14 protein-coding genes are annotated in these 19,767 nt (G+C 71.5%); 8 read left to right on the top strand and 6 right to left on the bottom strand.

Going from position 1 to position 19,767, the window contains the following annotated elements; translation table 11 throughout:
• Nucleotides 1–305: 305 nt before the first annotated feature.
• Complete coding sequence (locus tag IEY86_RS06220; RefSeq protein ID WP_189130499.1) at nt 306–659, top strand: hypothetical protein; 354 nt, start codon at nt 306–308, stop codon at nt 657–659.
• A 93-nt stretch (nt 660–752) separates the two neighbouring features.
• Here the strand turns inward: IEY86_RS06220 and IEY86_RS06215 are convergent, their stop codons facing one another.
• A complete protein-coding gene (locus tag IEY86_RS06215) occupies nt 753–1,880 on the bottom strand; it encodes a C40 family peptidase (protein WP_308425101.1) in 1,128 nt (375 codons plus the stop codon).
• Between the two features lie 157 nt (nt 1,881–2,037).
• On the opposite strand from IEY86_RS06215, the gene IEY86_RS06210 reads away from it, so the two are divergent.
• On the top strand, nt 2,038–2,466 hold the full coding sequence (locus IEY86_RS06210; RefSeq protein WP_189130497.1) for a hypothetical protein: 429 nt from the start codon (nt 2,038–2,040) through the stop codon (nt 2,464–2,466).
• 222 nt (nt 2,467–2,688) lie between these two features.
• A complete protein-coding gene (pcrA, locus tag IEY86_RS06205; protein WP_189130496.1) occupies nt 2,689–5,172 on the top strand; it encodes a DNA helicase PcrA in 2,484 nt (827 codons plus the stop codon).
• 69 nt (nt 5,173–5,241) lie between these two features.
• Here pcrA and IEY86_RS06200 read toward each other — a convergent pair whose 3' ends face one another.
• Together IEY86_RS06200 and IEY86_RS06195 are read right to left on the bottom strand one after the other, a co-directional pair.
• Entirely contained in the window at nt 5,242–6,753 is a 1,512-nt protein-coding gene (locus IEY86_RS06200) for a M23 family metallopeptidase (RefSeq protein WP_189130495.1), read from the bottom strand.
• A gap of 222 nt (nt 6,754–6,975) precedes the next feature.
• A complete protein-coding gene (locus IEY86_RS06195; RefSeq protein ID WP_229698189.1) occupies nt 6,976–7,794 on the bottom strand; it encodes a lipase family alpha/beta hydrolase in 819 nt (272 codons plus the stop codon).
• A gap of 242 nt (nt 7,795–8,036) precedes the next feature.
• Here IEY86_RS06195 and icmB point away from each other — a divergent pair, with 242 nt between their 5' ends.
• Entirely contained in the window at nt 8,037–8,450 is a 414-nt protein-coding gene (gene icmB / locus IEY86_RS06190; protein WP_189130494.1) for a coenzyme B12-dependent isobutyryl CoA mutase small subunit, read from the top strand.
• A gap of 33 nt (nt 8,451–8,483) precedes the next feature.
• Here the strand turns inward: icmB and IEY86_RS06185 are convergent, their stop codons facing one another.
• The 3 genes from IEY86_RS06185 to IEY86_RS06175 all read right to left on the bottom strand — a co-directional run bounded on the left by IEY86_RS06185 (nt 8,484) and on the right by IEY86_RS06175 (nt 13,385).
• Nucleotides 8,484–10,145: a DUF5691 domain-containing protein gene (locus IEY86_RS06185; protein WP_189130493.1), complete on the bottom strand. Its 1,662-nt coding sequence runs from the start codon at nt 10,143–10,145 to the stop codon at nt 8,484–8,486.
• A complete protein-coding gene (locus IEY86_RS06180; RefSeq protein ID WP_189130492.1) occupies nt 10,142–11,509 on the bottom strand; it encodes an SWIM zinc finger family protein in 1,368 nt (455 codons plus the stop codon). Before IEY86_RS06180 ends, IEY86_RS06185 begins: the two co-directional genes overlap by 4 nt.
• Before the next feature lie 169 nt (nt 11,510–11,678).
• Nucleotides 11,679–13,385, bottom strand: coding sequence for a chitinase (locus IEY86_RS06175; protein WP_189130491.1), 1,707 nt, complete (start codon nt 13,383–13,385; stop codon nt 11,679–11,681).
• Between the two features lie 205 nt (nt 13,386–13,590).
• Between IEY86_RS06175 and IEY86_RS06170 the strand changes: the two genes are divergently transcribed.
• The 4 genes from IEY86_RS06170 (at nt 13,591) to sucC (ending at nt 19,756) form a co-directional block, all read left to right on the top strand.
• Nucleotides 13,591–14,706: an ATP-binding protein gene (locus tag IEY86_RS06170; protein ID WP_189130490.1), complete on the top strand. Its 1,116-nt coding sequence runs from the start codon at nt 13,591–13,593 to the stop codon at nt 14,704–14,706.
• Nucleotides 14,703–17,225: a DUF5682 family protein gene (locus IEY86_RS06165; RefSeq protein ID WP_229698188.1), complete on the top strand. Its 2,523-nt coding sequence runs from the start codon at nt 14,703–14,705 to the stop codon at nt 17,223–17,225. The genes IEY86_RS06170 and IEY86_RS06165 overlap by 4 nt, the downstream gene beginning before the upstream one ends.
• Nucleotides 17,222–18,376, top strand: a complete 1,155-nt coding sequence (locus IEY86_RS06160; protein ID WP_189130489.1) for a VWA domain-containing protein — start codon at nt 17,222–17,224, stop codon at nt 18,374–18,376. Before IEY86_RS06165 ends, IEY86_RS06160 begins: the two co-directional genes overlap by 4 nt.
• 201 nt (nt 18,377–18,577) lie before the next feature.
• On the top strand, nt 18,578–19,756 hold the full coding sequence (sucC, locus tag IEY86_RS06155) for an ADP-forming succinate--CoA ligase subunit beta (protein WP_189130488.1): 1,179 nt from the start codon (nt 18,578–18,580) through the stop codon (nt 19,754–19,756).
• Nucleotides 19,757–19,767 lie beyond the last annotated feature (11 nt).

Here is a 19,767-nt window from a genome sequence, read left to right as displayed (position 1 = left end):
TCCTTCCTGTCCGGGGGCCGGCGCGGCTCGTACGGGGGAGCGAGCCACGCCGGTTCCACGGGAGCGGCCGGTGCCGTCGTGATCGACGGGCGGGATCGGCCACCTGGGGAGCGACGTTAAACCTGGAGGGATGTGCACTGATGGGGGACGAGCGAAGGTGATCGGATTGGCCCGAAGTATTATGGATTGGGTTGAGATGTCGATCGGCTGATGCGGCGGGGCCGTTCGGCGGCTGACCGAAGCGCCCGATGAGGTGGCCGGGACCCCTGGTGAGTGCTACGGGGGCCGTGATTAAGCTCGCGGCCATGGACACCACGATCAACGTCTTCGTCGCACTCCACATCATCGGCATCGCCGCTCTGCTCGGCGGATTCCTCACCCAGCTCGAGCCGATGGCCGCGGGCGAGGCGCGCATGGTGCCGGCGATGCTGCACGGAGCGCTGACCATGCTGGTGACCGGTGTGATCCTCGTCGGCCTCAACCAGGCCGACGACCAGCACCTGAACAACATCAAGATCGGCATCAAACTGGCCGTGCTGGTGGTCGTCCTGGGGCTGGTCTACGTCAAGCGTGACGACGAGAAGGTGGAGAAGGGGCTGTTCGCGGCCGTGGGCCTGCTGACGACGGCCAACATCTTCATCGCCGTCCTGTGGACGTGACGGAGTCTCAGTTCGGCGTTCCCGCGCAACGGCGTCCCCGCGCAAGCGCCCCCACGCAATGGCGTCTCGCACAAGGGCGTCCCGCACGGCGTCCTACTCGGGGCGGACGGCACCGTAGATCGGCATCTGCGTGATCGGGGCCACCTTCACGAAGTCACCGGGCTTGGGCGCGTGAATCATGCGCCCGGCGCCGATGTAGAGGCCCACGTGGCTGATGTCGTCGAAGAAGAACACCAGATCCCCGGGCCGCAGATCCTGCACCGCGATACGCCGTCCGGCCTTGATCTGCTCCCAGGTGGTGCGCGGCAGCCGTACCCCGGCGGCGCGCCACGCGCCCTGTGTCAGCCCCGAGCAGTCGTACGCCCTGGGCCCGGTCGCGCCCCACACATAGGGCTTGTCGAGCTGCGCCCTGGCGAACGCCACCGCCTTGCGCGCCGCCACAGAGGTGTAGCCGCCCCAGGGGAGGCCGTCGTCGCCGTCGCCCCTCTCCCTTTCCCGCCGGGCGAGTTCGTCGGCCTGCCTGCCCGCTTCCCTGTCGCGCCCGGCCCGCAGGGCCGCCAGCCGCTCGCGCTCCTTCTCGGTGAGGTCGGCGAGCAGGTCGCGTGCCTGCTCCAGCTTGTGCCGGACCGCCTTCCTCTCCTTCTCCAGGTCGTGCTGGGCGTCCGTGAGTTCGGCGAGTCCCTTCGACGCGCGCCTGCGCTGCTCGGCCGAGCGCTTCTGCTTGGCCCGGAAGTCGACGACGGCGTGCTGCTGATTCCTGGTCAGCCGCCCGAGCAGATGGCTCTGGTCGAAGTAGCTCTGCGGACTCAGCGTCAGCAGAAGCGTGCCGGTGTCGGAGAGCCCGCCCGTGCGGTACTGCTCGGAGGCGTACTGCCCGAGCCTGCGGCGTGCCTCGGCCAACGCCTCGGTGTCCCGGTCCACCTGGGCGAGCAGCCGGGCCACGGTGCGGCGCTGTGCGGCGGTCCTCTCCTTGGCGGCGTCGTACCGCTGCGTCGCCGAACCCGCCTGCCGGTACAGCGAGTCCACGCGGGCCATCACCTCCTCGATGGAGGGGGCGTCGGAGGGAGCGGCCTTCGGAGGACGGGGAGTCGGTGCGGCGACCGCCGTCCCGCTCATCAACGCGCAAGCTGTCAACGCGGTGGTGGTGGCACCGGCGACGACGCGGATACCGGGGGAGAGGACCATGCGAGCCCAGGACGCGCGGGGCTTGCGATGTGACACCAAGACCGTCGACTCCTCGAGCGCAGGGGCAATTGGGCCTGTCTGCGGTACTTGGCCCGGTGCTGAAGCGCACGTTACTCAACAGTCACTACGGCTGGGAAGGCTTCCGGTTTACTGTCTGTTCGATATCGCTCTGATGGAGGACACGGGGTGGAGGATGGTTCTGACGAGACGTGCGGCGGGGATCGCGGGCGTGATGGCGCTCATGGCCGTCGTGGTGGTGCAGGCGGATGCCGGGGCGCGGGAGCCCGTTCCACCGCAGCGGCGGGCGAGCCACCCGACGTGGTTCAGCGGGTTCGACGCAGGACCCGAACCGGTGCGCAAGGGCCGTACCATCACCATCGGCGGCACCCTCATGGCGCGTGAGGCCCACACGGTGGTCCTGAAGGGCAAGAAGGTGAAGCTGTACTTCCAGCCCAAGGGCAGTAGCTCCTGGTACTACCTGGGCAACGACGTCACGCACTCCGACGGCCGTTTCTCCGTCGGCGTCCGCGCCACTCGTGACGGAAGCTTCCGCGCCGTCTACGGCGGCTCCTCGGCCTACAGGAAGACCACCAGCCGGGGCGACTACGTAGACGTCCGCTGAGCCGTCCGCCGAGCCGATCCGCCGAGCCGATCCGCCGAGGCGTTCCGCCGAGCCGTTGCGCCGACGGGCGGCGTGCCGGCCTCCCGGACCCTACGGCGAGCCGCCGGCCACCGCGCTCCCGGACTCGGCGCCGACCCGCTCGCCGCGGGCGGGGGTCCGAGCTTTTGCGCGTGCGGTGAACGCGGAGCGCTCTGTCGGTGGGGCCGCCTAGACTCGGGGGCGATGAGCAGCCTCTTCGACGACATCCCGCTCCCCGGCTTCGGACCGCACCCCGCCGAGGAACCCCCGCCGCCCCCGGACGACGACTACGAGCCCCGTGAGGAGCTCCCCGCGGACTTCTTCGGGGACCCCGTGGAGGGCACCGCGGCCGCCCGTGACGCCCACTACCGCAACGGCGCGGCGCGGCCCGTCGTCGACCCCGTGCAGCTGCTCGAGGGGCTGAATCCTCAGCAGCGCGAGGCCGTCGTGCACTCGGGATCGCCTCTCCTGATCGTCGCCGGGGCCGGGTCGGGCAAGACCAGGGTGCTCACCCACCGCGTCGCCCACCTGCTGGCCGCCCGCCATGTCCACCCCGGCCAGATCCTCGCGATCACATTCACGAACAAGGCCGCGGGCGAGATGAAGGAGCGCGTCGAGCAGCTCGTCGGGCCGCGCGCCAAGGCGATGTGGGTCATGACGTTCCACAGCGCCTGCGTGCGGATACTGCGGCGCGAGAGCAAGAAGCTCGGCTTCAGCTCCAGCTTCTCGATCTACGACGCCGCCGACTCCCAGCGGCTGATGGGCCTGGTCTGCCGGGATCTGGACCTCGACCCCAAGCAGTTCCCCCCGAAGTCGTTCACGGCGAAGGTCTCCAACCTCAAGAACGAGCTCATCGACGAGGAGACCTACGCGGCCCAGGCCACCAACCCCACGGAGAAGAAGCTCGCCGAGGCGTACTTCCTCTACCAGCGGCGGCTGCGCGAGGCCAACGCGCTCGACTTCGACGACATCATCATGACCACGGTCAATCTCCTCCAGGCCTTCCCGGATGTGGCCGAGCACTACCGCCGCCGCTTCCGGCACGTCCTGGTCGACGAGTACCAGGACACCAACCACGCTCAGTACACGCTCGTGCGCGAACTGGTGGGCGGAGCCGTGGGGCAGCAGCCCAAGGTCACCGTGGACGGAGAGCCGGTCAACCCCGCCGAGGCGGGCCTCGCCGACGTCCCGCCCGCCGAGCTGTGCGTCGTCGGTGACGCCGACCAGTCGATCTACGCCTTCCGCGGGGCCACGATCCGCAACATCCTCCAGTTCGAGGAGGACTACCCGGACGCCACCACGATCCTTCTGGAGCAGAACTACCGCTCCACCCAGACCATCCTCACCGCGGCCAACGCGGTGATCGAGAAGAACACCAGCCGGCGCCCCAAGAACCTGTGGACCGACGCCGGCGCGGGCTCGGTGATCACCGGCTACGTCGCCGACACCGAGCACGACGAGGCGCAGTTCGTCGCCGAGGAGATCGACCGGCTCACCGACGCGGGAGACTCCCGCCCGGGAGACGTGGCCGTCTTCTACCGCACCAACGCGCAGTCCCGTGTCTTCGAGGAGATCTTCATCCGCGTCGGCCTGCCCTACAAGGTCGTCGGCGGCGTCCGCTTCTACGAGCGCAAGGAGGTCCGGGACGTCCTGGCCTACCTGCGGCTGCTCGCCAACCCCGAGGACACCGTCCCGCTGCGCCGGATCCTCAATGTGCCCAAGCGCGGCATCGGCGACCGCGCCGAGGCGATGATCGACGCGCTCGCGCAGCGGGAGCGGATCACCTTCGCCCAGGCGCTGCGGCGCGTGGACGAGGCCTACGGGATGGCCTCCCGCTCGCTCAACGCGGTCAAGAGGTTCAACGATCTGCTGGAGAGCCTGCGGACCGTCGCCGAGTCGGGGGCCGGTCCCGCGACCGTGCTGGAGGCGGTGCTGGAGCAGACCGGGTATCTCGCGGAACTTCAGGCGTCCACCGACCCGCAGGACGAGACCCGGATCGAGAACCTCCAGGAGCTGGCCGCGGTAGCCCTGGAGTTCGAGCAGGAGCAGCCCGAGGGCACCCTCGCCGACTTCCTCGAGCAGGTGGCCCTGGTCGCCGACTCCGACCAGATCCCGGACGACGAGGAGGGCGGCGGCGTCATAACGCTGATGACGCTCCACACCGCCAAGGGCCTGGAGTTCCCCGTCGTCTTCCTGACCGGCATGGAGGACGGGGTCTTCCCGCACATGCGCGCGCTCGGGCAGACGAAGGAGCTGGAGGAGGAGCGGCGCCTGGCATATGTGGGGATCACCCGTGCCCGTGAGCGGCTCTACCTGTCGAGGGCCACGATGCGCAGTGCCTGGGGCCAGCCGTCGTACAACCCCGCCTCGCGCTTCCTGGAGGAGATCCCCGACAAGCTCATCGAGTGGAAGCGGACCGGTGGCCTGCCCTCGGTGACCCCGGCGGGCTCGTTCCCGGCGTCGGCAGCGAGGGCCAAGGCGGGACCGTCCGGGTTCGCCACGCGCCGGGCGAAGGAGCGCGAGGTCGTGGCGCTCGTCGTCGGGGACCGGGTCACACACGACTCGTTCGGGCTCGGCACCGTCATGGCCGTCAAGGGCAGCGGGGACAACGCCGAGGCGACGGTCGACTTCGGGGACGACAAGCCCAAGCGGCTCCTGCTGCGGTACGCGCCGGTGCAGAAGCTGTGAGCCGTGCGGGAGCTGCCCGCCGGGAAGCAGTTGCGGAGGCAGCCGCGGGGGACTGTTGAGCGGGGCTGCTCAGCGGGGGTCGAGGCCCTTGTTGAGCAGCCACTGCAGGGGGTCGACGGCGGCGCCGCCACCCGGGTGCACCTCGAAATGCAGATGCGGCCCGGTGGAGTTGCCGGAGCTGCCCGAGTAGGCGATGACATCGCCCGCCTTGACCGAACCACCGCGGATCCGGGTGCTGCTGAGGTGGCAGTACCACGTCTCTGTGCCGTCGGGGGCGGTCACTATCGCCATATTGCCGTAGGCGCTGTTCCACTGCGTGCGCACGGTGCCGTCGGTCGCGGCCATCACCGGGGTGCCCATGCTCACCGGGAAGTCGATTCCGGTGTGCAGGGCCATCCAGTTCACACCGGACTGGCCGAACATCGCGCTGAGGCCGTGCCGGGTGACCGGGATGAAGACCTTCGGCCGCATGGCTTCCTTGCGGGCGGCTTCCAGCTCCTTGCGCTTCTTCTCCTGCGCCTGCCGCTCCTTGAGGTCGATGCGCTCCTGGGTGCGGCTGGCCCGGTCGGCGAAGTCGCCCGCGTCCGCGGCCATATTGGTGAGCTGCTGGTCGAGCTTGGTGTTCGTGGTCTTCGTGCTCACCGAAGGGCTGTCGGCCTGCGTCCTGCTGCCCGAGTCCTTGCTGTCCGAGTCGGGGACGACGACGGTCGCGGCGGCCACCGCGGCGACACCCATCACACACGCGGAGGGGACGGCCACGGTGAGCAGGGCGGAGCGCTTGGCGGCCCGGCGGCGGCGGTTGCGGACCGGGGTGTGCGACGAGGACGCGGAGGAGGACGCGGAGGCGGGTGCCGGCTCGTCGTGCTCAGTTCCGTCGCCGCTGTCGTCGAACTCGCTGTCGCCGAACTCGCTACCGCTGAAGCCTCCGCCGTCCGACGCTTCGGGATCCGCCGTGCCGTAGTCGGACGTGCCGTAGTCGGACGTCTCGTAGTCGGACGTCTCGGCGTTCTCGGCGTCGGCCGGGTCCGGGGCGAAGACGAAGTCGAAGTCCGCGTCGTGCCCGTGGGCCTGCTCCTGCTCGGCGTGGTGGGGCTCGGAGTGGTGCTGGGCGTGCGGCTCGAATGAGGCGTGCTGGTGCTGTTCCTGGGCGTACCCCGTGGTGCCGTACTCGGGGTACGGGGTGTACTCGCCCTGCTGGGCGTAGGTGTACTCCGCGGTGCCGTACGTCGTCTCGTAGCCGGTGGCGTAACCCGTGTCGTAGGCGCCGGTGGTGTCGTACCCCAGGGGGACGCCGTAGGCCGAGGTGTCGGTGGCCTCCGTCGGCCAGGTCTGCGCCGTGTAGCCCTCGTACCCCGCCGAATGCCCCTGCTGCGCCCCGTAATCGGCGTGCATGCCGGGCTCGTGGCCGGGCATGCTCTGGTAGGACGGGTCCTCGGTGCCCGGCAGCGCCCCGAAGAGCGGGTCGTCGAGCGCGGTGAAGCCGGTCCGGCCACCCCAGGTGGCGTCGGCGGCACCCTGCTGGCCGTAGGGGGCGTAGTACCCGTACGAGGCATCGGTGGAGGGATCGGTCAGGGCTGACATCCCTGACGGGTGACGGTCGTTCACCACCACTTCTCTTTCGCCTCGACAGCAGGAGAATTAGCGGCGACTGTATCCCTCCGTCGACGGCCGGGACAATCTCCTGCGGACTTCACGCCATCCGGACGTGGGTATTTGGGCGTCTTTCGTGGGACTGATTCCTACCGGACATACACATCCGTTCGAATTAGGTTCGAATTCAAGCGGATTTCATGACCGCTCGATCTATGCCGCGTCGACCGCCCCGTGCGGCGCCTCCTCGCCCAGCAGCGCCTGCCGCACGCCCGCCGCCACCGCCCCGTGCACCGAGAGGGTGAGATGGCCGACGCCGTGCACCAGCACATTGCGGGCGGCCAGGTCCGGGTGCTCGATCTTCGCGGTGTCCACGGGGCTCATCAGCTGGTCCGCGTCGCTCCAGTACGCCACGAAGCGGGTGCGGCAGCCCGGTGCGGGCTCGGCCAGCTCTGCCAGGAGCGCCGAGCCGGGCCGCAGCTGGCGCACCAGTGGGTGCGGATCGAACAGCGGGACCGCCAGCGTTCCGGCGTGCGGAGTGCCGAGGGTGACCAGCGTGCGCACCCGGGCGTCACCGCCGAGCCGCTGGACGTAGTAGCGCGCTATGAGCCCGCCGAGGCTGTGGCCGACGATGTCGACCTCGCTTTCCCCGGTCCGTTCGCACAGCTCCTCCACATGCCGGGCGAGCAGCCGCGCCGCCTTGCGGATGTCGAAGGTGAACGGGGAGTAGTTCAAAGCGTGCACATGCCGCCACCCGTACCGGGCGAGGGAGCGGCGCAGCAGGGCGAAGACCGAGCGGTTGTCGATGAAGCCGTGCAGGAGCAGTACCGGTGCGTGCGGTGGGGCGCCGGCCGCGATGGCGCGGATCCGCTCATGGGCGTGCCGCTGATGGCGCTGCTCGGCGCGCTCCTGCTCCTGCGCGATCCCGGTGGGGTAGAGGAGCAGATGCCCGGCGAGGATCGCGAGCTCGATCGCCAGGATGCGGGCGCGGGCCGCCCGCTGGAGAAGAGGGGTGGGCATGGGGATGGCCATGGAGCACCTCCCGAGGGCACGCCGAGGGACGTCCCTGACCCCCGAGTGCGGCTCCTAGGTACGCGAAGGCCCACGCGCCCCTCGTGGGGGTGTGTGGGCCCAACGCGCTGTGCGAATGTGTCCCAGTGTGTGATTTCCCCCTCCCCGCGCGCCGTGAAACGGCCGCGTGCGGGATGCTGTAGATAACGTTCGTTCACGCCGTGGTGGCGAGTGGCGACCTTGTTCCTTGCATGGAGGCAGCGATGGGAGTGTCCGGTCCGATCCGGGTAGTGGTGGCCAAGCCAGGCTTGGACGGCCACGACCGCGGGGCGAAGGTCATCGCGCGGGCCCTGCGCGACGGCGGCATGGAGGTCATCTACACCGGCCTGCACCAGACCCCCGAGCAGATCGTCGACACGGCGATCCAGGAGGACGCCGACGCGATCGGCCTGTCCGTGCTCTCCGGCGCCCATATGACCCTGTTCGCCAAGGTCGTGGAGCTGCTGCGCGAGCGGGATGCCGAGGACATCAAGGTGTTCGGCGGCGGGATCATCCCGGACGCCGACATCCCCCGGCTCAAGGAGCTCGGCGTCGCCGAGATCTTCACCCCGGGCACGACCACCAACGAAGCCGTCCAATGGGTGCGTGACAACGTGGGCGAGCGGGCCGAGGCCTGAGTTCCCCCGTTCCGGCGCATGCATGCCCTGCCGTCAGCGTTCCCCCGGGCCGGCCTCCAGTTCGGCGAGCATCGCGGCGCGTATGCGCAGGGTGCTCGCCAGCCGCTGGAACACCTCGGACCAGTAGTTCCCGGCGCCGGGGGCGCCGTCCGTCTCCGGTATCGCGGTGAGGGCGTCCACCCGGTCCGCCTGCGCGGGGTCCAGGCACCGCTCGGCGAGCCCCATCACCCCGCTGAAGCTCCAGGGGTAGTTGCCCGCTTCCCTGGCGATGTCCAGGGCGTCCACCACGGCCCGGCCCAGCGGCTCGGACCAGGGCACGGCGCACACACCGAGCAGCTGGAACGCCTCGGACAGCCCATGGGCGCCGATGAACCTGGCGACCCACAGCGCCCGTTCCCCGTGGGGAAGCACCGACAGCAGCTTCGCGGGGTCACCCGCCGTCCCCACCGGGCCGACGACGAAGGCCCCCACCCCGGACGCCGCCTCCGTGGCCGGTCCCTTGCCCTGCGGGTCATGGCCCCTCGGCGGTGCCCCCAGCAGGGCCCTGGCCCACAGGGCGTCGCGCTGCCGGACCGCGGCCCGGCTCCAGGCGGCGTGCAGGTCCCCGCGCCAGTCGTCGGTGACGGCCAGCGCCACGATCTCCTCCGGGGACCGCGAGAATCGCTCCGTCCACAGCGACAGCGGGCTCGCCTCCACCAACTGGCCCAGCCACCAAGCCCGTTCCCCCCGGCCGGTGGGCGGCTTGGGGGCTATGCCGTCGCGCTGCATCTCCGCGTCGCACTCGTAGGGCGCCTCCACGACGATCCGGTGGCCACCGCCCACGGGCTCCAGCGCCACACAGGCACGGGCCCGCGCCGCCATCCGCGCGGCCAGCGCGGAGCCGGGCAGGCAGGACAGCAGCTCCGCGGCGGTCGCCCGCACATTCTTGCTCCGGTCGGCGAGCGCCTCCTCCAGGAACGGCTCGTCGTCCGGGTCGAGTCCCTCGCGCAGCGAGTCCAGGAAGAGCAGCCGGTCCTCGGCCCGCTCGTCCGCCCATGTCGAACGCAGCAGATTCAGCGCGGCCCGCGCGTCACGCGCCCTGAGCCGGGCGATCAGGCCCACCCTCTCGGCGAACAGCCCCTCTTCCCACAGCCTGCGCTCGGCGTCCCCGCTGTTCTCCCCGCCGCCGCCCTCCGGGGAGGCCACCGCGGCCGGTCCCGCCCGCAGGGCGAACTTCCAGTCCGGATTGAGCCCGGCCAGCCACAGCCCGCGCGGTCCGGCCAGCGCGAGCGCGTCACGGCGCAGATCGCTGCGGCCCCGAGCCGCGTCCAGCAGGGCGGGCAGCAACGCCGCCGGTGCCCGGTAGCCGTGGCCGCGGGCGGCGTGCAGCCACTGCGGGAGCAGCTCGCCCAGATTCGGCGCGGAGCCCCGTGAACCTCCCGAGCCCGCCCCCGTGCGGTCCGACAGCAGGAGTGCGAGCCGTCGCCGCGCGGCGGTCGGCAGCGGGGGACGTGGATCCCGCGGCGCCTGCTCGGGAAGGGCCTGCGCCTCGGCGGGCCGCAGCCCGGCACGCCGCCGCACGGTGCCCACCGCGGCCAGGTCGAGCAGGGCGGCGGCCTGGTCGTCCGCGCCCGCCGCGGCCGGCGCGGCGCGCCGCTCGGTGCCCAGCAGGGCGGTGGTGACCAGCTCCTCCCAGGGAGCCTCCAGCCCGTTCACAGCGCCACCCCTTCCATGTCCCCCGTGTCGCCGTCCCCCGTGTCGCCGCCCCACACCGTGCGGGGAGCGAACCCCCGGTGCCCGCACTCACCGAACACGGTGACCGGGCCGCCCCCCGAGACCGCGGCGAGCCGCCACAGCCCCGGTCTCGCGGCGCCGCGCGGATCGACGGGCAGAGCCTCCCGCCCCTGCGCGTCCGCCATCTGCCAGCCGTACGGCCCGGGCACCGGCACGACCCCTTCCAGCACCACCGGCCAGGCGTCGAGCCACGGGTCGTCGCGCAGCGCCTCGCAGTAGGTGTCCAGGGCCTGCCCGACCGATATCCCCGAGGGCGCGGCGGCGGGAGCGGGCCCCTCGTACCGCTCGCCGATCACGGCCCGCAGCGGGCGCGCCGAGGGATGGAAGGCAAGGTCCGCCTCCACGGAGAGCCCGGTGGGCAGCACCAGCTCCGGGGCCCGCCCGGCAGCGCCGAACGAGAGCACCAGCGCGGTCCGCCCCGTCCGCTCCCCGCGCAGCCACACCCTCCGCGTGGTCAGCCGGTCGTCCGTGCTGTCCTCCTGGCCCAGCACCTGCCACAGATCCCGCACCGCGGCCGTGCGCAGCAGCTCCGCGCCGTCCCGGGTGAACCCCACCCGGGACCTGACCGTCGCCGCCAGGGGCTCGGGCAGCCGGTCCAGCCCCAGATACCCCTTGCTCAGCAGATGGAGCAGCCCGTACTCCTCCAGCAGCCGCGACGGCCAGCCCCCTCCCGACGCGGGTATCGCCCCCAGCTCCCTGACCCGCCCCGCCAGGCCGGGCGCCTGCGCGTCGACCATCCGGGCGGCGACCTCGTCCCACCCCTGGTACCCCGCCTGCTCGGCCCCGGCGAGCCCGGCCCGCAACTGGTCCGCGAGCCGCCGCTCGAGCTCGCCCGCCCCCTCGGCGACCCGCTGGGCCCGCCGCTGCGCCCGCCGACGGGCCGCGGCCTCGTCCACCGGCCCCTGGGCCCTGGCGGTCCCCTTCTCGGCCCGGATCCTGCGCGAGTCGGCCCACTGGGTCACCCATTCGGGGGCCTGCTCGCCGGGCACCCCCGCCTCTGCCCCCGCCGACCAGAGGAGGAGCAGTCCGAGAGCGTGCTTGCACGGGAACTTCCGGCTCGGACAGGAGCACTTGTAGGCGGGCGCCGCTATGTCGACGACCGTCTGATACGGCTTGCTCCCGCTGCCCTTGCACAATCCCCAAACGGCCGTCCCCCCGTCGTCGGGCAGGACAGCCGTCCCGGTGCCCGACCATGGCCCTGGCGCCGAGAGCCTGCTCCCGGCCTTCCGTGATGCGGCGTCAGGCGCGAGCGCCAGCACCTGCTCCGCCGTCCAGCGTTCCTCCATGCCACCGACGTTACGGCGGGGGTCCGACAACGCGTCGGGAGCGAGGGGGCGGAATGTGGTCGAGGGCCCGGCTCGTGGAGCGGCGCCGCGCCTCCGCGACCGTGGCGCGCGTGCCGCAGGGCAAGGGCCGGCGGGTTCCCGGGAACCCGCCGGCCCTTGCCCTGCTTGGCTACGGCAGCCCGTGGACGTGCGGGCCGACGTTGTTGGAGAAGCTGTTGCCGTTGCTCTGGTCCCAGTTGGTGGACCAGGTCATCGCACCGCGCAGGGCCGGGTAGGTCCTGCTGGGCTTGAACGACCCGCAGCCGGTGCCCTTGGCGAGGCAGTCGAGGGCGTTGTTCACCACGGTCGGCGAGACGTATCCGCTGCCCGCGGCGCTGGTGGAGGCGGGGACGCCGAGACCGACCTGCGAGGGGTCGAGGCCGCCTTCGAGCTGGATGCAGGCCAGGGCGGTCAGGAAGTCCACGGTGCCCTGCGAGTACACCTTGCCGTCGCAGCCGTTCATCGAACCCGAGTTGTAGAACTGGGTGTTCACCACGGTCAGGATGTCCTTGGTCTTCAGCGCCAGCTGGAAGTACCCGGCCGAGGTGGACTGCATGTCGATGGTCTGCGGCGCCATCGTCAGGACGAAGCCGCTGCCCACCTTGGTCTGGAGCGAGTGCAGCGCCTGGCTCATGTAGGTGGCGTTGATGCCGTTCTCGAGGTCGATGTCGATGCCGTCGAATCCGTACTCCTGGACGGCGGCGTAGGCGCTGTTGGCGAAATTGCCGGCCGACGTCGAGTCGTTGACCGAGACCGTGCCGTTCTGTCCGCCGACGGAGAGGATGACCTTCTTGCCCGCCGCCTGCTTGGCCTTGATGTCGGCGATGAAGTCGGCCTTGGAGTAGCCCAGCCTGCTGGACAGCGTCGGGTCGAGGGTGAACGAGATCCCGCCGGGCTGGCCGGTGGCGTCCGCGAACGAGACGGCGATGATGTCGTACTGGCTCTGGACGTCACGGATGCGCTGGAGAGCGGCGCCGTTGTCGAAGTTCTGCCAGTAGCCGGTCAGGGCGTGCTTCGGGACGCTCCCGCCGCCACCGCCGCCGGAGGCCTTCGTCGTGGCGGAGACCGAGCCGGACTTGGGGGACTCGCCCGCGGCGTTGGTGGCGGTGACCTGGAAGGTGTAGGTCGTCGAGGCGGCCAGGCCCGAGGCGGTGGCCGAGTTGGTGGTGACCGTGTCGACCTTGGAACCGTTGCGGTAGACGTTGTACGCCGTCGCGTTGGAGACGGAGTTCCAGGTCAGGGGCACCGTGGAGGAGGTCGGTGTGCCCGCCGCGAGGCCGGTGGGGGCGGCCGGGACGGTCGGCGGCGTCGGGTCGGATCCGGGACCGGCCAGGACCACGTCGTCGGCGAAGTAGGCGGCCTGGCCGTACCAGCCGTGCAGGTGGACCGTGACGCTCGTGGTGCTCGCGCCGCTGGTGAACGTGGTGGAGAGCTGGTTCCACGAGGAGCTGTTGCTCCAGGTGCTCGGGTCGGCGCCGCCCGTGCCGGTCGCGCCCAGGTAGACGTACGGGCCCTGCACCCACGCGGTCAGCGTGTACTTGGAGTTGGGCTGGACGGTGACCTTCTGCGAGCACTGGGCGTAGTCCTGCCCGGCGGGAGCCCCGGTGAGGGCGAAGCTGCCGCTGTGCTTGGTGGCCGTCTGGGCGCCGGTGCCGCCCGTACATGTCCAGTTGCCGGTGCTGCCGCTTTCGAACCCCGGGTTGAGCAGCAGGTTCTCCGCCGCCGACGCGGTCGCGGTGGGCAGCAGGGTGAGGCCGAGGACGGACAGCGCCATGGCCAGGGCCGATACGAGGAGTTGGGCGAGCCGGTGCCGTCTTCGGGCAGGCGGACATGCCATGTCGACCTCCGAGGGGGGAAAGGTGATTGGTCCAGACCTATCAGAATGTGGACTAGACCAATGGGCATGTCAATACGTCAGGCGTCGCAAATCCGTGGGGCGTCGGGAAGAACACGGATTGTCAGTGCCGTCGTGCAGGGTTGGTTCAGCAGGCGGCCCGAGGGGGTCGGGCCGCCTGACTCAACGACGCTTCCTGGGGGTTCCCATGACAACGACCGGCACGGTCAACGGATCGAACGAGGCGCTGCGCCCGCATGCCGAGGACGCGTTCGCCGAGGAGCTCAAGGCCCTCGCGGCGGCCGACGACCGGCCGCGCCCCACACGCTGGAATCTCTCCCCCTGGGCCGTCGCCACCTACCTGCTCGGCGGCGCACTGCCCGACGGCACGGTCATCACACCCAAGTACGTCGGGCCCCGGCGGATCATCGAGGTCGCCGTCACCACGCTCGCGACGGACCGCGCGCTCCTGCTGCTCGGTGTGCCGGGCACCGCCAAGACCTGGGTCTCCGAGCATCTGGCGGCAGCGGTCAGCGGGGATTCGACCCTGCTGGTGCAGGGCACCGCCGGCACACCGGAGGAGGCCATCCGCTACGGGTGGAACTACGCACAGCTGCTCGCCCACGGGCCCAGCCGCGACGCCCTGGTGCCCAGCCCGGTCATGCGGGCGATGTCCGAGGGGCGGATCGCCCGCGTCGAGGAGCTGACCCGTATCCCGGCCGACGTGCAGGACTCGTTCATCACGATCCTGTCCGAAAAGACGCTCCCGATACCTGAGTTGGGCGAGGAGACCCAGGCGGTGCGCGGGTTCAATGTGATCGCCACCGCCAACGACCGCGACCGCGGGGTCAATGACCTGTCCAGCGCGCTGCGCCGCCGGTTCAACACGGTCGTCCTGCCGCTGCCCGCCACCGTCGAGGAGGAGGTGGACATCGTCTCGCGGCGCGTGGACCAGATCGGGCGCTCGCTGGAACTGCCGGAGGTGCCCGCGGGCGCCGACGAGATCCGCCGGGTCGTCACGGTCTTCCGGGAGTTGCGCGACGGCGTGACCGGGGACGGGCGGACCAAGGTGAAGTCCCCCTCGGGCACCCTCTCGACGGCCGAGGCGATCTCGGTGGTGACCAACGGGCTGGCGCTGGCCGCCCACTTCGGCGACGGAGTGCTGCGGCCGGGCGATGTGGCCTCCGGGATCCTCGGCGCCGTCGTGCGGGACCCCGCCGCCGACAAGGTCGTGTGGCAGGAGTACCTGGAGACCGTCGTGCGCGAGCGCGACGGCTGGAAGGACTTCTACCGCGCCTGCCGCGAGACGACGGCGGGCCGATGAGCGGCGACGATGCGGCCCTGCTCGGCATCCGGCACCACGGGCCCGGCTCCGCCCGGGCGGTGAGGGCCGCGCTCGAGCAGCTCAAGCCCGATGTGGTGCTCGTCGAGGGGCCACCGGAGGCCGACGCGGTGGTGGAGCTCGCGGCCGACGAGCAGATGCGGCCGCCGGTGGCGCTCCTGGCCCATGCCGTGGACGACACCTCCAAGGCGGCCTTCTGGCCGGTGGCGGAGTTCTCTCCCGAGTGGGTCGCGATCCGGCACGCGCTGGAGCGCTCAGTGCCCGTCAGATTCATCGATCTGCCCGCCGCCCACACCTTCGCACTGGCGGCGGCCGAGGAGCACGAGCGCGAATCCGGCGGCGATGCGGGGGGCGAGGCGGCGGGCGCCGAGGGGGAGGGCGCCGAGGGGGAGGGCGGTCAGGAGCACGAGGACGGTACCGCCGATGTGCGCGTGGACCCGATAGGGGTCCTCGCCGAGACCGCCGGCTACGACGACGCCGAGCGGTGGTGGGAGGACGCCGTCGAACACCGCGTGGCCGACGAAGGCGGTGACGCCCTCGCTCCGTTCACCGCGCTGGCGGATGCCATGGGGGCGCTGCGCGAGCGGTACGGCGACGGCGGCCACCGGAACGACCCGCTGCGCGAGGCGCATATGCGGCTGCGGATCCGGGAGGCCAAGCGGGAGTTCGAGCGCGTGGCCGTCGTCTGCGGGGCCTGGCATGTGCCGGCGCTCGCGCGCAGGACCACCGTGACCGCCGACCGCCAGATGCTCAAGGGCCTGCCCAGGACCAAGGTGGAGATCACCTGGGTCCCCTGGACCCATCGGCGCCTGGGCATGCAGAGCGGCTACGGCGCGGGCATCGCCTCGCCCGGCTGGTACCACCACCTGTTCACCGCGCCCGACCGTCCGGTGGCCCGCTGGATGACCAAGGTCGCCGGGCTGCTGAGGGAGGAGGACCACCCGGTCTCCTCCGCCCATGTCATCGAGTCGGTCAGGCTCGCCGAGACGCTCGCGGTCATGCGCGGACGCCCGCTCGCCGGTCTCACCGAGGCCACCGACGCGGTCCGTTCGGTGATGTGCGACGGCTCGGACGTGCCGCTCGCCCTCGTCCGGGACCGGCTGGTCGTCGGCGACGACCTCGGCGAAGTGCCCGACAGCGCGCCCGCCGTCCCCTTGCAGCGCGACCTCGCCCGTACCCAGCGCGCCCTGCGGCTCAAGCCGGAGGCACTGGAGCGGGATCTCGACCTCGATCTGCGCAAGGAGACCGACGCCGCCCGCAGCCGTCTCCTGCACCGGCTCCGGCTCCTGGGCATCGACTGGGGCGAGCAGACCCGCGGCCGCAACAGCACCGGCACCTTCCGCGAGACCTGGCGGCTGCGCTGGGAGCCCGAGTTGGCGGTGCGCGTCGCGGAGGCCGGGGTCTGGGGCACCACCGTGGCCTCCGCCGCCACCGCGAAGGCGCAGGACCGGGCGGTCGAGGCACCCACCCTCGCTGAGGTCACCGCACTGGCCGAGCGCTGCCTGCTCGCCGAGCTCCCCGACGCCCTGCCGGCCGTGATGCGGGTGCTCGCCGACCGCGCCGCCCTCGACGCGGACGTGGGACATCTCGCCCAGGCGCTCCCGGCGCTCGTCCGGTCGGTGCGCTACGGCGATGTGCGCGGCACCGACTCGGTGGCCCTGCGCGAGGTGGCCGAGGGGCTCGCGGTCCGCGTCCGCGTCGGACTGCCGCCCGCCTGCCTGGGGTTGGACGCCGACGGGGCGCGAGAGATGCGGCGGCATCTCGACGCAGCACACCAGGCGACCGGACTGCTGGAGGACCAGCCGATCAAGGACCAGTGGGCGGCCATGCTCACGGGCCTGGCCAACCGCGAGGGCGGCGGTGACTCCAGCCCCGGGGTCTCGGGGCTGCTGCGCGGCCGGGCGGCGCGTCTGCTCCTCGACGACAACCGCCTCGACACCGACGAGGCCGCCCGACTCATGGGACTCGCGTTCTCACCCGGCACCGCGCCCGCCGAGGCGGCGGCATGGATCGAGGGGTTCCTCGCCGGGGGCGGCATGCTCCTCGTTCACGACGAGCGGCTGCTCGGACTGGTCGACGCGTGGCTGACCGGTGTCCCGCCGGAGGCGTTCAACGACGTACTGCCGCTGCTGCGCCGTACCTTCTCCGAGTTCGAGTCGGGGGTCAGGCGCACCGTCGGCGAGCTCGTCCGCCGAGGCGATGCCCCGGCCCCCGCAGTCGGCGCCGGTGCCGCGCCCAGCGGCTTCGCGGCCGTTCCCGACGCGGCCCGGGCCGACGCCGTCCTGCCGGTGCTGAGGCTCCTGCTGGGCCTCGATACGGGCGCTGATCCGGGCCGCGACCCTGGCGGTGCGACTGGCGGTGACATTGGCGGCGGCCCTGGCGGTGACATTGGCGATGACCTTGATGACGACCCGGGCCCTCCGCACCTGCGCGGCCGGTCCCAGCAAGCCCATCGGCCGGAGCAGTCCGAGACCCACGTCCCCGAGGGAGAGCGGCGATGACCACCAGCACGGAAGCTGTCGACGAGCGGCTGCGCCGCTGGCGCATGGTGCTCGGCGGAGGAGAGGGCGACGGCACCGGCTGCTCGCTCGCCGGGCGGGACGCCGCCATGGACCGCACCCTGGCCGCGCTCTACTCGGGAGGCGGACCGGGCGGCCGCAAGGAGCGCGGGGCGGGGCTCGGCGGCTCGGCCCCGCAGGTGGCCCGCTGGCTCGGTGACATCCGTGAGTACTTCCCGAGCAGTGTCGTCCAGCTCATGCAGCGCGACGCCATCGACCGGCTCGGCCTGTCCTCCCTCCTGCTGGAGCCGGAGATGCTGGAGGCGGTCGAGGCGGACGTCCACCTGGTCGGCACGCTCCTGTCCCTGAACAAGGCGATGCCGGAGACGACCAAGGAGACCGCCCGGATGGTGGTCCGCAAGGTCGTCGAGGACCTGGAGAGGCGCCTGGCCACCCGGACGAAGGCCACCGTGACCGGGGCGCTGGACCGCTCGGCGCGGATCAGCCGCCCCCGCCACCGCGACATCGACTGGGACCGCACGATCCGGGCGAATCTGAAGAACTACCTGCCCGAGTACAACACCGTCGTCCCCGAGCGGCTCGTCGGCTACGGCCGGGCCTCGCAGGCGGTGAAGAAGGACGTGGTCCTGTGCATCGACCAGTCCGGTTCGATGGCGGCCTCCGTCGTCTACGCCTCGGTCTTCGGCGCGGTGCTGGCCTCCATGCGCAGCATCGACACCAAGCTCGTGGTCTTCGACACGGCGGTCGTCGACCTCACCGATCAGCTCGACGACCCGGTGGACGTGCTCTTCGGCACCCAGCTCGGCGGCGGCACCGACATCAACCGGGCGCTGGCCTACTGCCAGTCGCTGATCACCCGCCCCGCCGAGACCGTCGTCGTGCTGATCAGCGATCTGTACGAGGGCGGGATACGCAACGAGATGCTGAAGCGGGTCGCCGCGATGAAGGCCGCCGGGGTGCGGTTCGTGGCCCTGCTCGCCCTGTCCGACGAGGGCGCTCCGGCCTACGACCGGGACCATGCGGCAGCCCTCGCGGCGCTGGGCGCTCCGGCCTTCGCCTGCACGCCCGACCTGTTCCCCGACGTCATGGCGGCGGCCATAGAGAAGCGGCCCATACCCGTCCCGGAGGGCTAGCAGCCCTGTGACTGTTCTCACCGCGCCGGTGTGACCTGGAATTTAGGAACCCTCGAGCTGCGGGGATAATCTGCAAGACGGACATGCCGCGTGCTCGGCCTACGTGTGCGCCCTCAGACGTCTCGATCTCGTCACGTACGACCGTGGCGGCACGCCCACGCAACCAACGAACCGCGATCACCACAAAGGGGACGGACGCGCGTGGACCTGTTCGAGTACCAGGCGAGGGATCTCTTCGCCAAGCATGACGTACCGGTGCTGGCCGGTGAAGTCATCGACACGCCCGCGGCGGCGCGCGAGGTCGCGGAGCGGCTCGGCGGCAAGGCCGTCGTCAAGGCCCAGGTGAAGGTCGGCGGCCGCGGCAAGGCCGGCGGTGTGAAGCTGGCCTCCGACCCCGACGACGCCGTGGCCAAGGCCGAGCAGATCCTCGGCATGGACATCAAGGGCCACACGGTCCACAAGGTGATGCTGGCGGAGACCGCGCCGGAGATCGCCGCGGAGTACTACGTCTCCTACCTGCTCGACCGTGCGAACCGCACCTTCCTGGCCATGGCGTCCGTCGAGGGCGGCATGGACATCGAGGAGGTCGCGGCCACCAAGCCCGAGGCCCTCGCCAAGATCCCGGTCGACGCCAACGAGGGCGTCACCCCGGAGAAGGCCCGCGAGATCGTCGAGGCCGCGAAGTTCCCGGCCGACGTGGCCGACCAGATCGCCGACATCCTGGTCACGCTGTGGAAGACCTTCGTCGCCGAGGACGCGCTCCTCGTCGAGGTCAACCCGCTGGCCAAGGTCGCCGACGGCCGGGTCCTGGCGCTGGACGGCAAGGTGTCGCTGGACGCCAACGCCGAGTTCCGCCAGCCGGAGCACGAGGCGCTCGAGGACAAGGACGCGGCCGACCCGCTGGAGGCCGCGGCCAAGGCCAAGGGCCTCAACTACGTCAAGCTCGACGGCGAGGTAGGCATCATCGGCAACGGCGCGGGTCTCGTCATGAGCACCCTCGACGTCGTCGCCTACGCCGGTGAGAAGCACGGCGAGGTCAAGCCCGCCAACTTCCTCGACATCGGCGGCGGAGCCTCCGCCGAGGTGATGGCGAACGGTCTCGAGATCATCCTCGGCGACCCGGCCGTCAAGTCGGTCTTCGTCAACGTCTTCGGCGGCATCACCGCGTGCGACGCGGTCGCCAACGGCATCGTCCAGGCCCTCGAGCTGCTGCACTCGCGCGGCGAGGACGTCACCAAGCCGCTGGTGGTGCGCCTGGACGGCAACAACGCCGAGGAGGGTCGCCGGATCCTCACCGAGGCGAACCACCCGCTGATCCAGCAGGTGGACACGATGGACGGCGCGGCCGAGCGTGCCGCCGAGCTCGCGGCTGCGAAGTAAGGGACGGACCT

Origin of the sequence: Wenjunlia tyrosinilytica, from assembly GCF_014646055.1 — a bacterium.
In the GTDB taxonomy this organism is placed as follows: Bacteria; Actinomycetota; Actinomycetes; order Streptomycetales; family Streptomycetaceae; genus Wenjunlia; species Wenjunlia tyrosinilytica.
This window is presented reverse-complemented; position numbering and strand designations above follow the sequence as displayed.

Bases quoted from the DNA above. Each gene is read 5' to 3' on its own strand.
- IEY86_RS06210 (WP_189130497.1), top strand. From the start codon at position 2,038: ATGGTTCTGACGAGACGTGCGGCGGGGATCGCGGGCGTGATGGCGCTC.
- pcrA (WP_189130496.1), top strand. From the start codon at position 2,689: ATGAGCAGCCTCTTCGACGACATCCCGCTCCCCGGCTTCGGACCGCAC.
- IEY86_RS06195 (WP_229698189.1), bottom strand. From the start codon at position 7,794: ATGGCCATCCCCATGCCCACCCCTCTTCTCCAGCGGGCGGCCCGCGCC.
- IEY86_RS06160 (WP_189130489.1), top strand. From the start codon at position 17,222: ATGACCACCAGCACGGAAGCTGTCGACGAGCGGCTGCGCCGCTGGCGC.
- IEY86_RS06200 (WP_189130495.1), bottom strand. From the start codon at position 6,753: ATGTCAGCCCTGACCGATCCCTCCACCGATGCCTCGTACGGGTACTAC.
- IEY86_RS06175 (WP_189130491.1), bottom strand. From the start codon at position 13,385: ATGGCATGTCCGCCTGCCCGAAGACGGCACCGGCTCGCCCAACTCCTC.
- IEY86_RS06180 (WP_189130492.1), bottom strand. From the start codon at position 11,509: ATGGAGGAACGCTGGACGGCGGAGCAGGTGCTGGCGCTCGCGCCTGAC.
- IEY86_RS06170 (WP_189130490.1), top strand. From the start codon at position 13,591: ATGACAACGACCGGCACGGTCAACGGATCGAACGAGGCGCTGCGCCCG.
- IEY86_RS06165 (WP_229698188.1), top strand. From the start codon at position 14,703: ATGAGCGGCGACGATGCGGCCCTGCTCGGCATCCGGCACCACGGGCCC.
- IEY86_RS06220 (WP_189130499.1), top strand. From the start codon at position 306: ATGGACACCACGATCAACGTCTTCGTCGCACTCCACATCATCGGCATC.
- icmB (WP_189130494.1), top strand. From the start codon at position 8,037: ATGGGAGTGTCCGGTCCGATCCGGGTAGTGGTGGCCAAGCCAGGCTTG.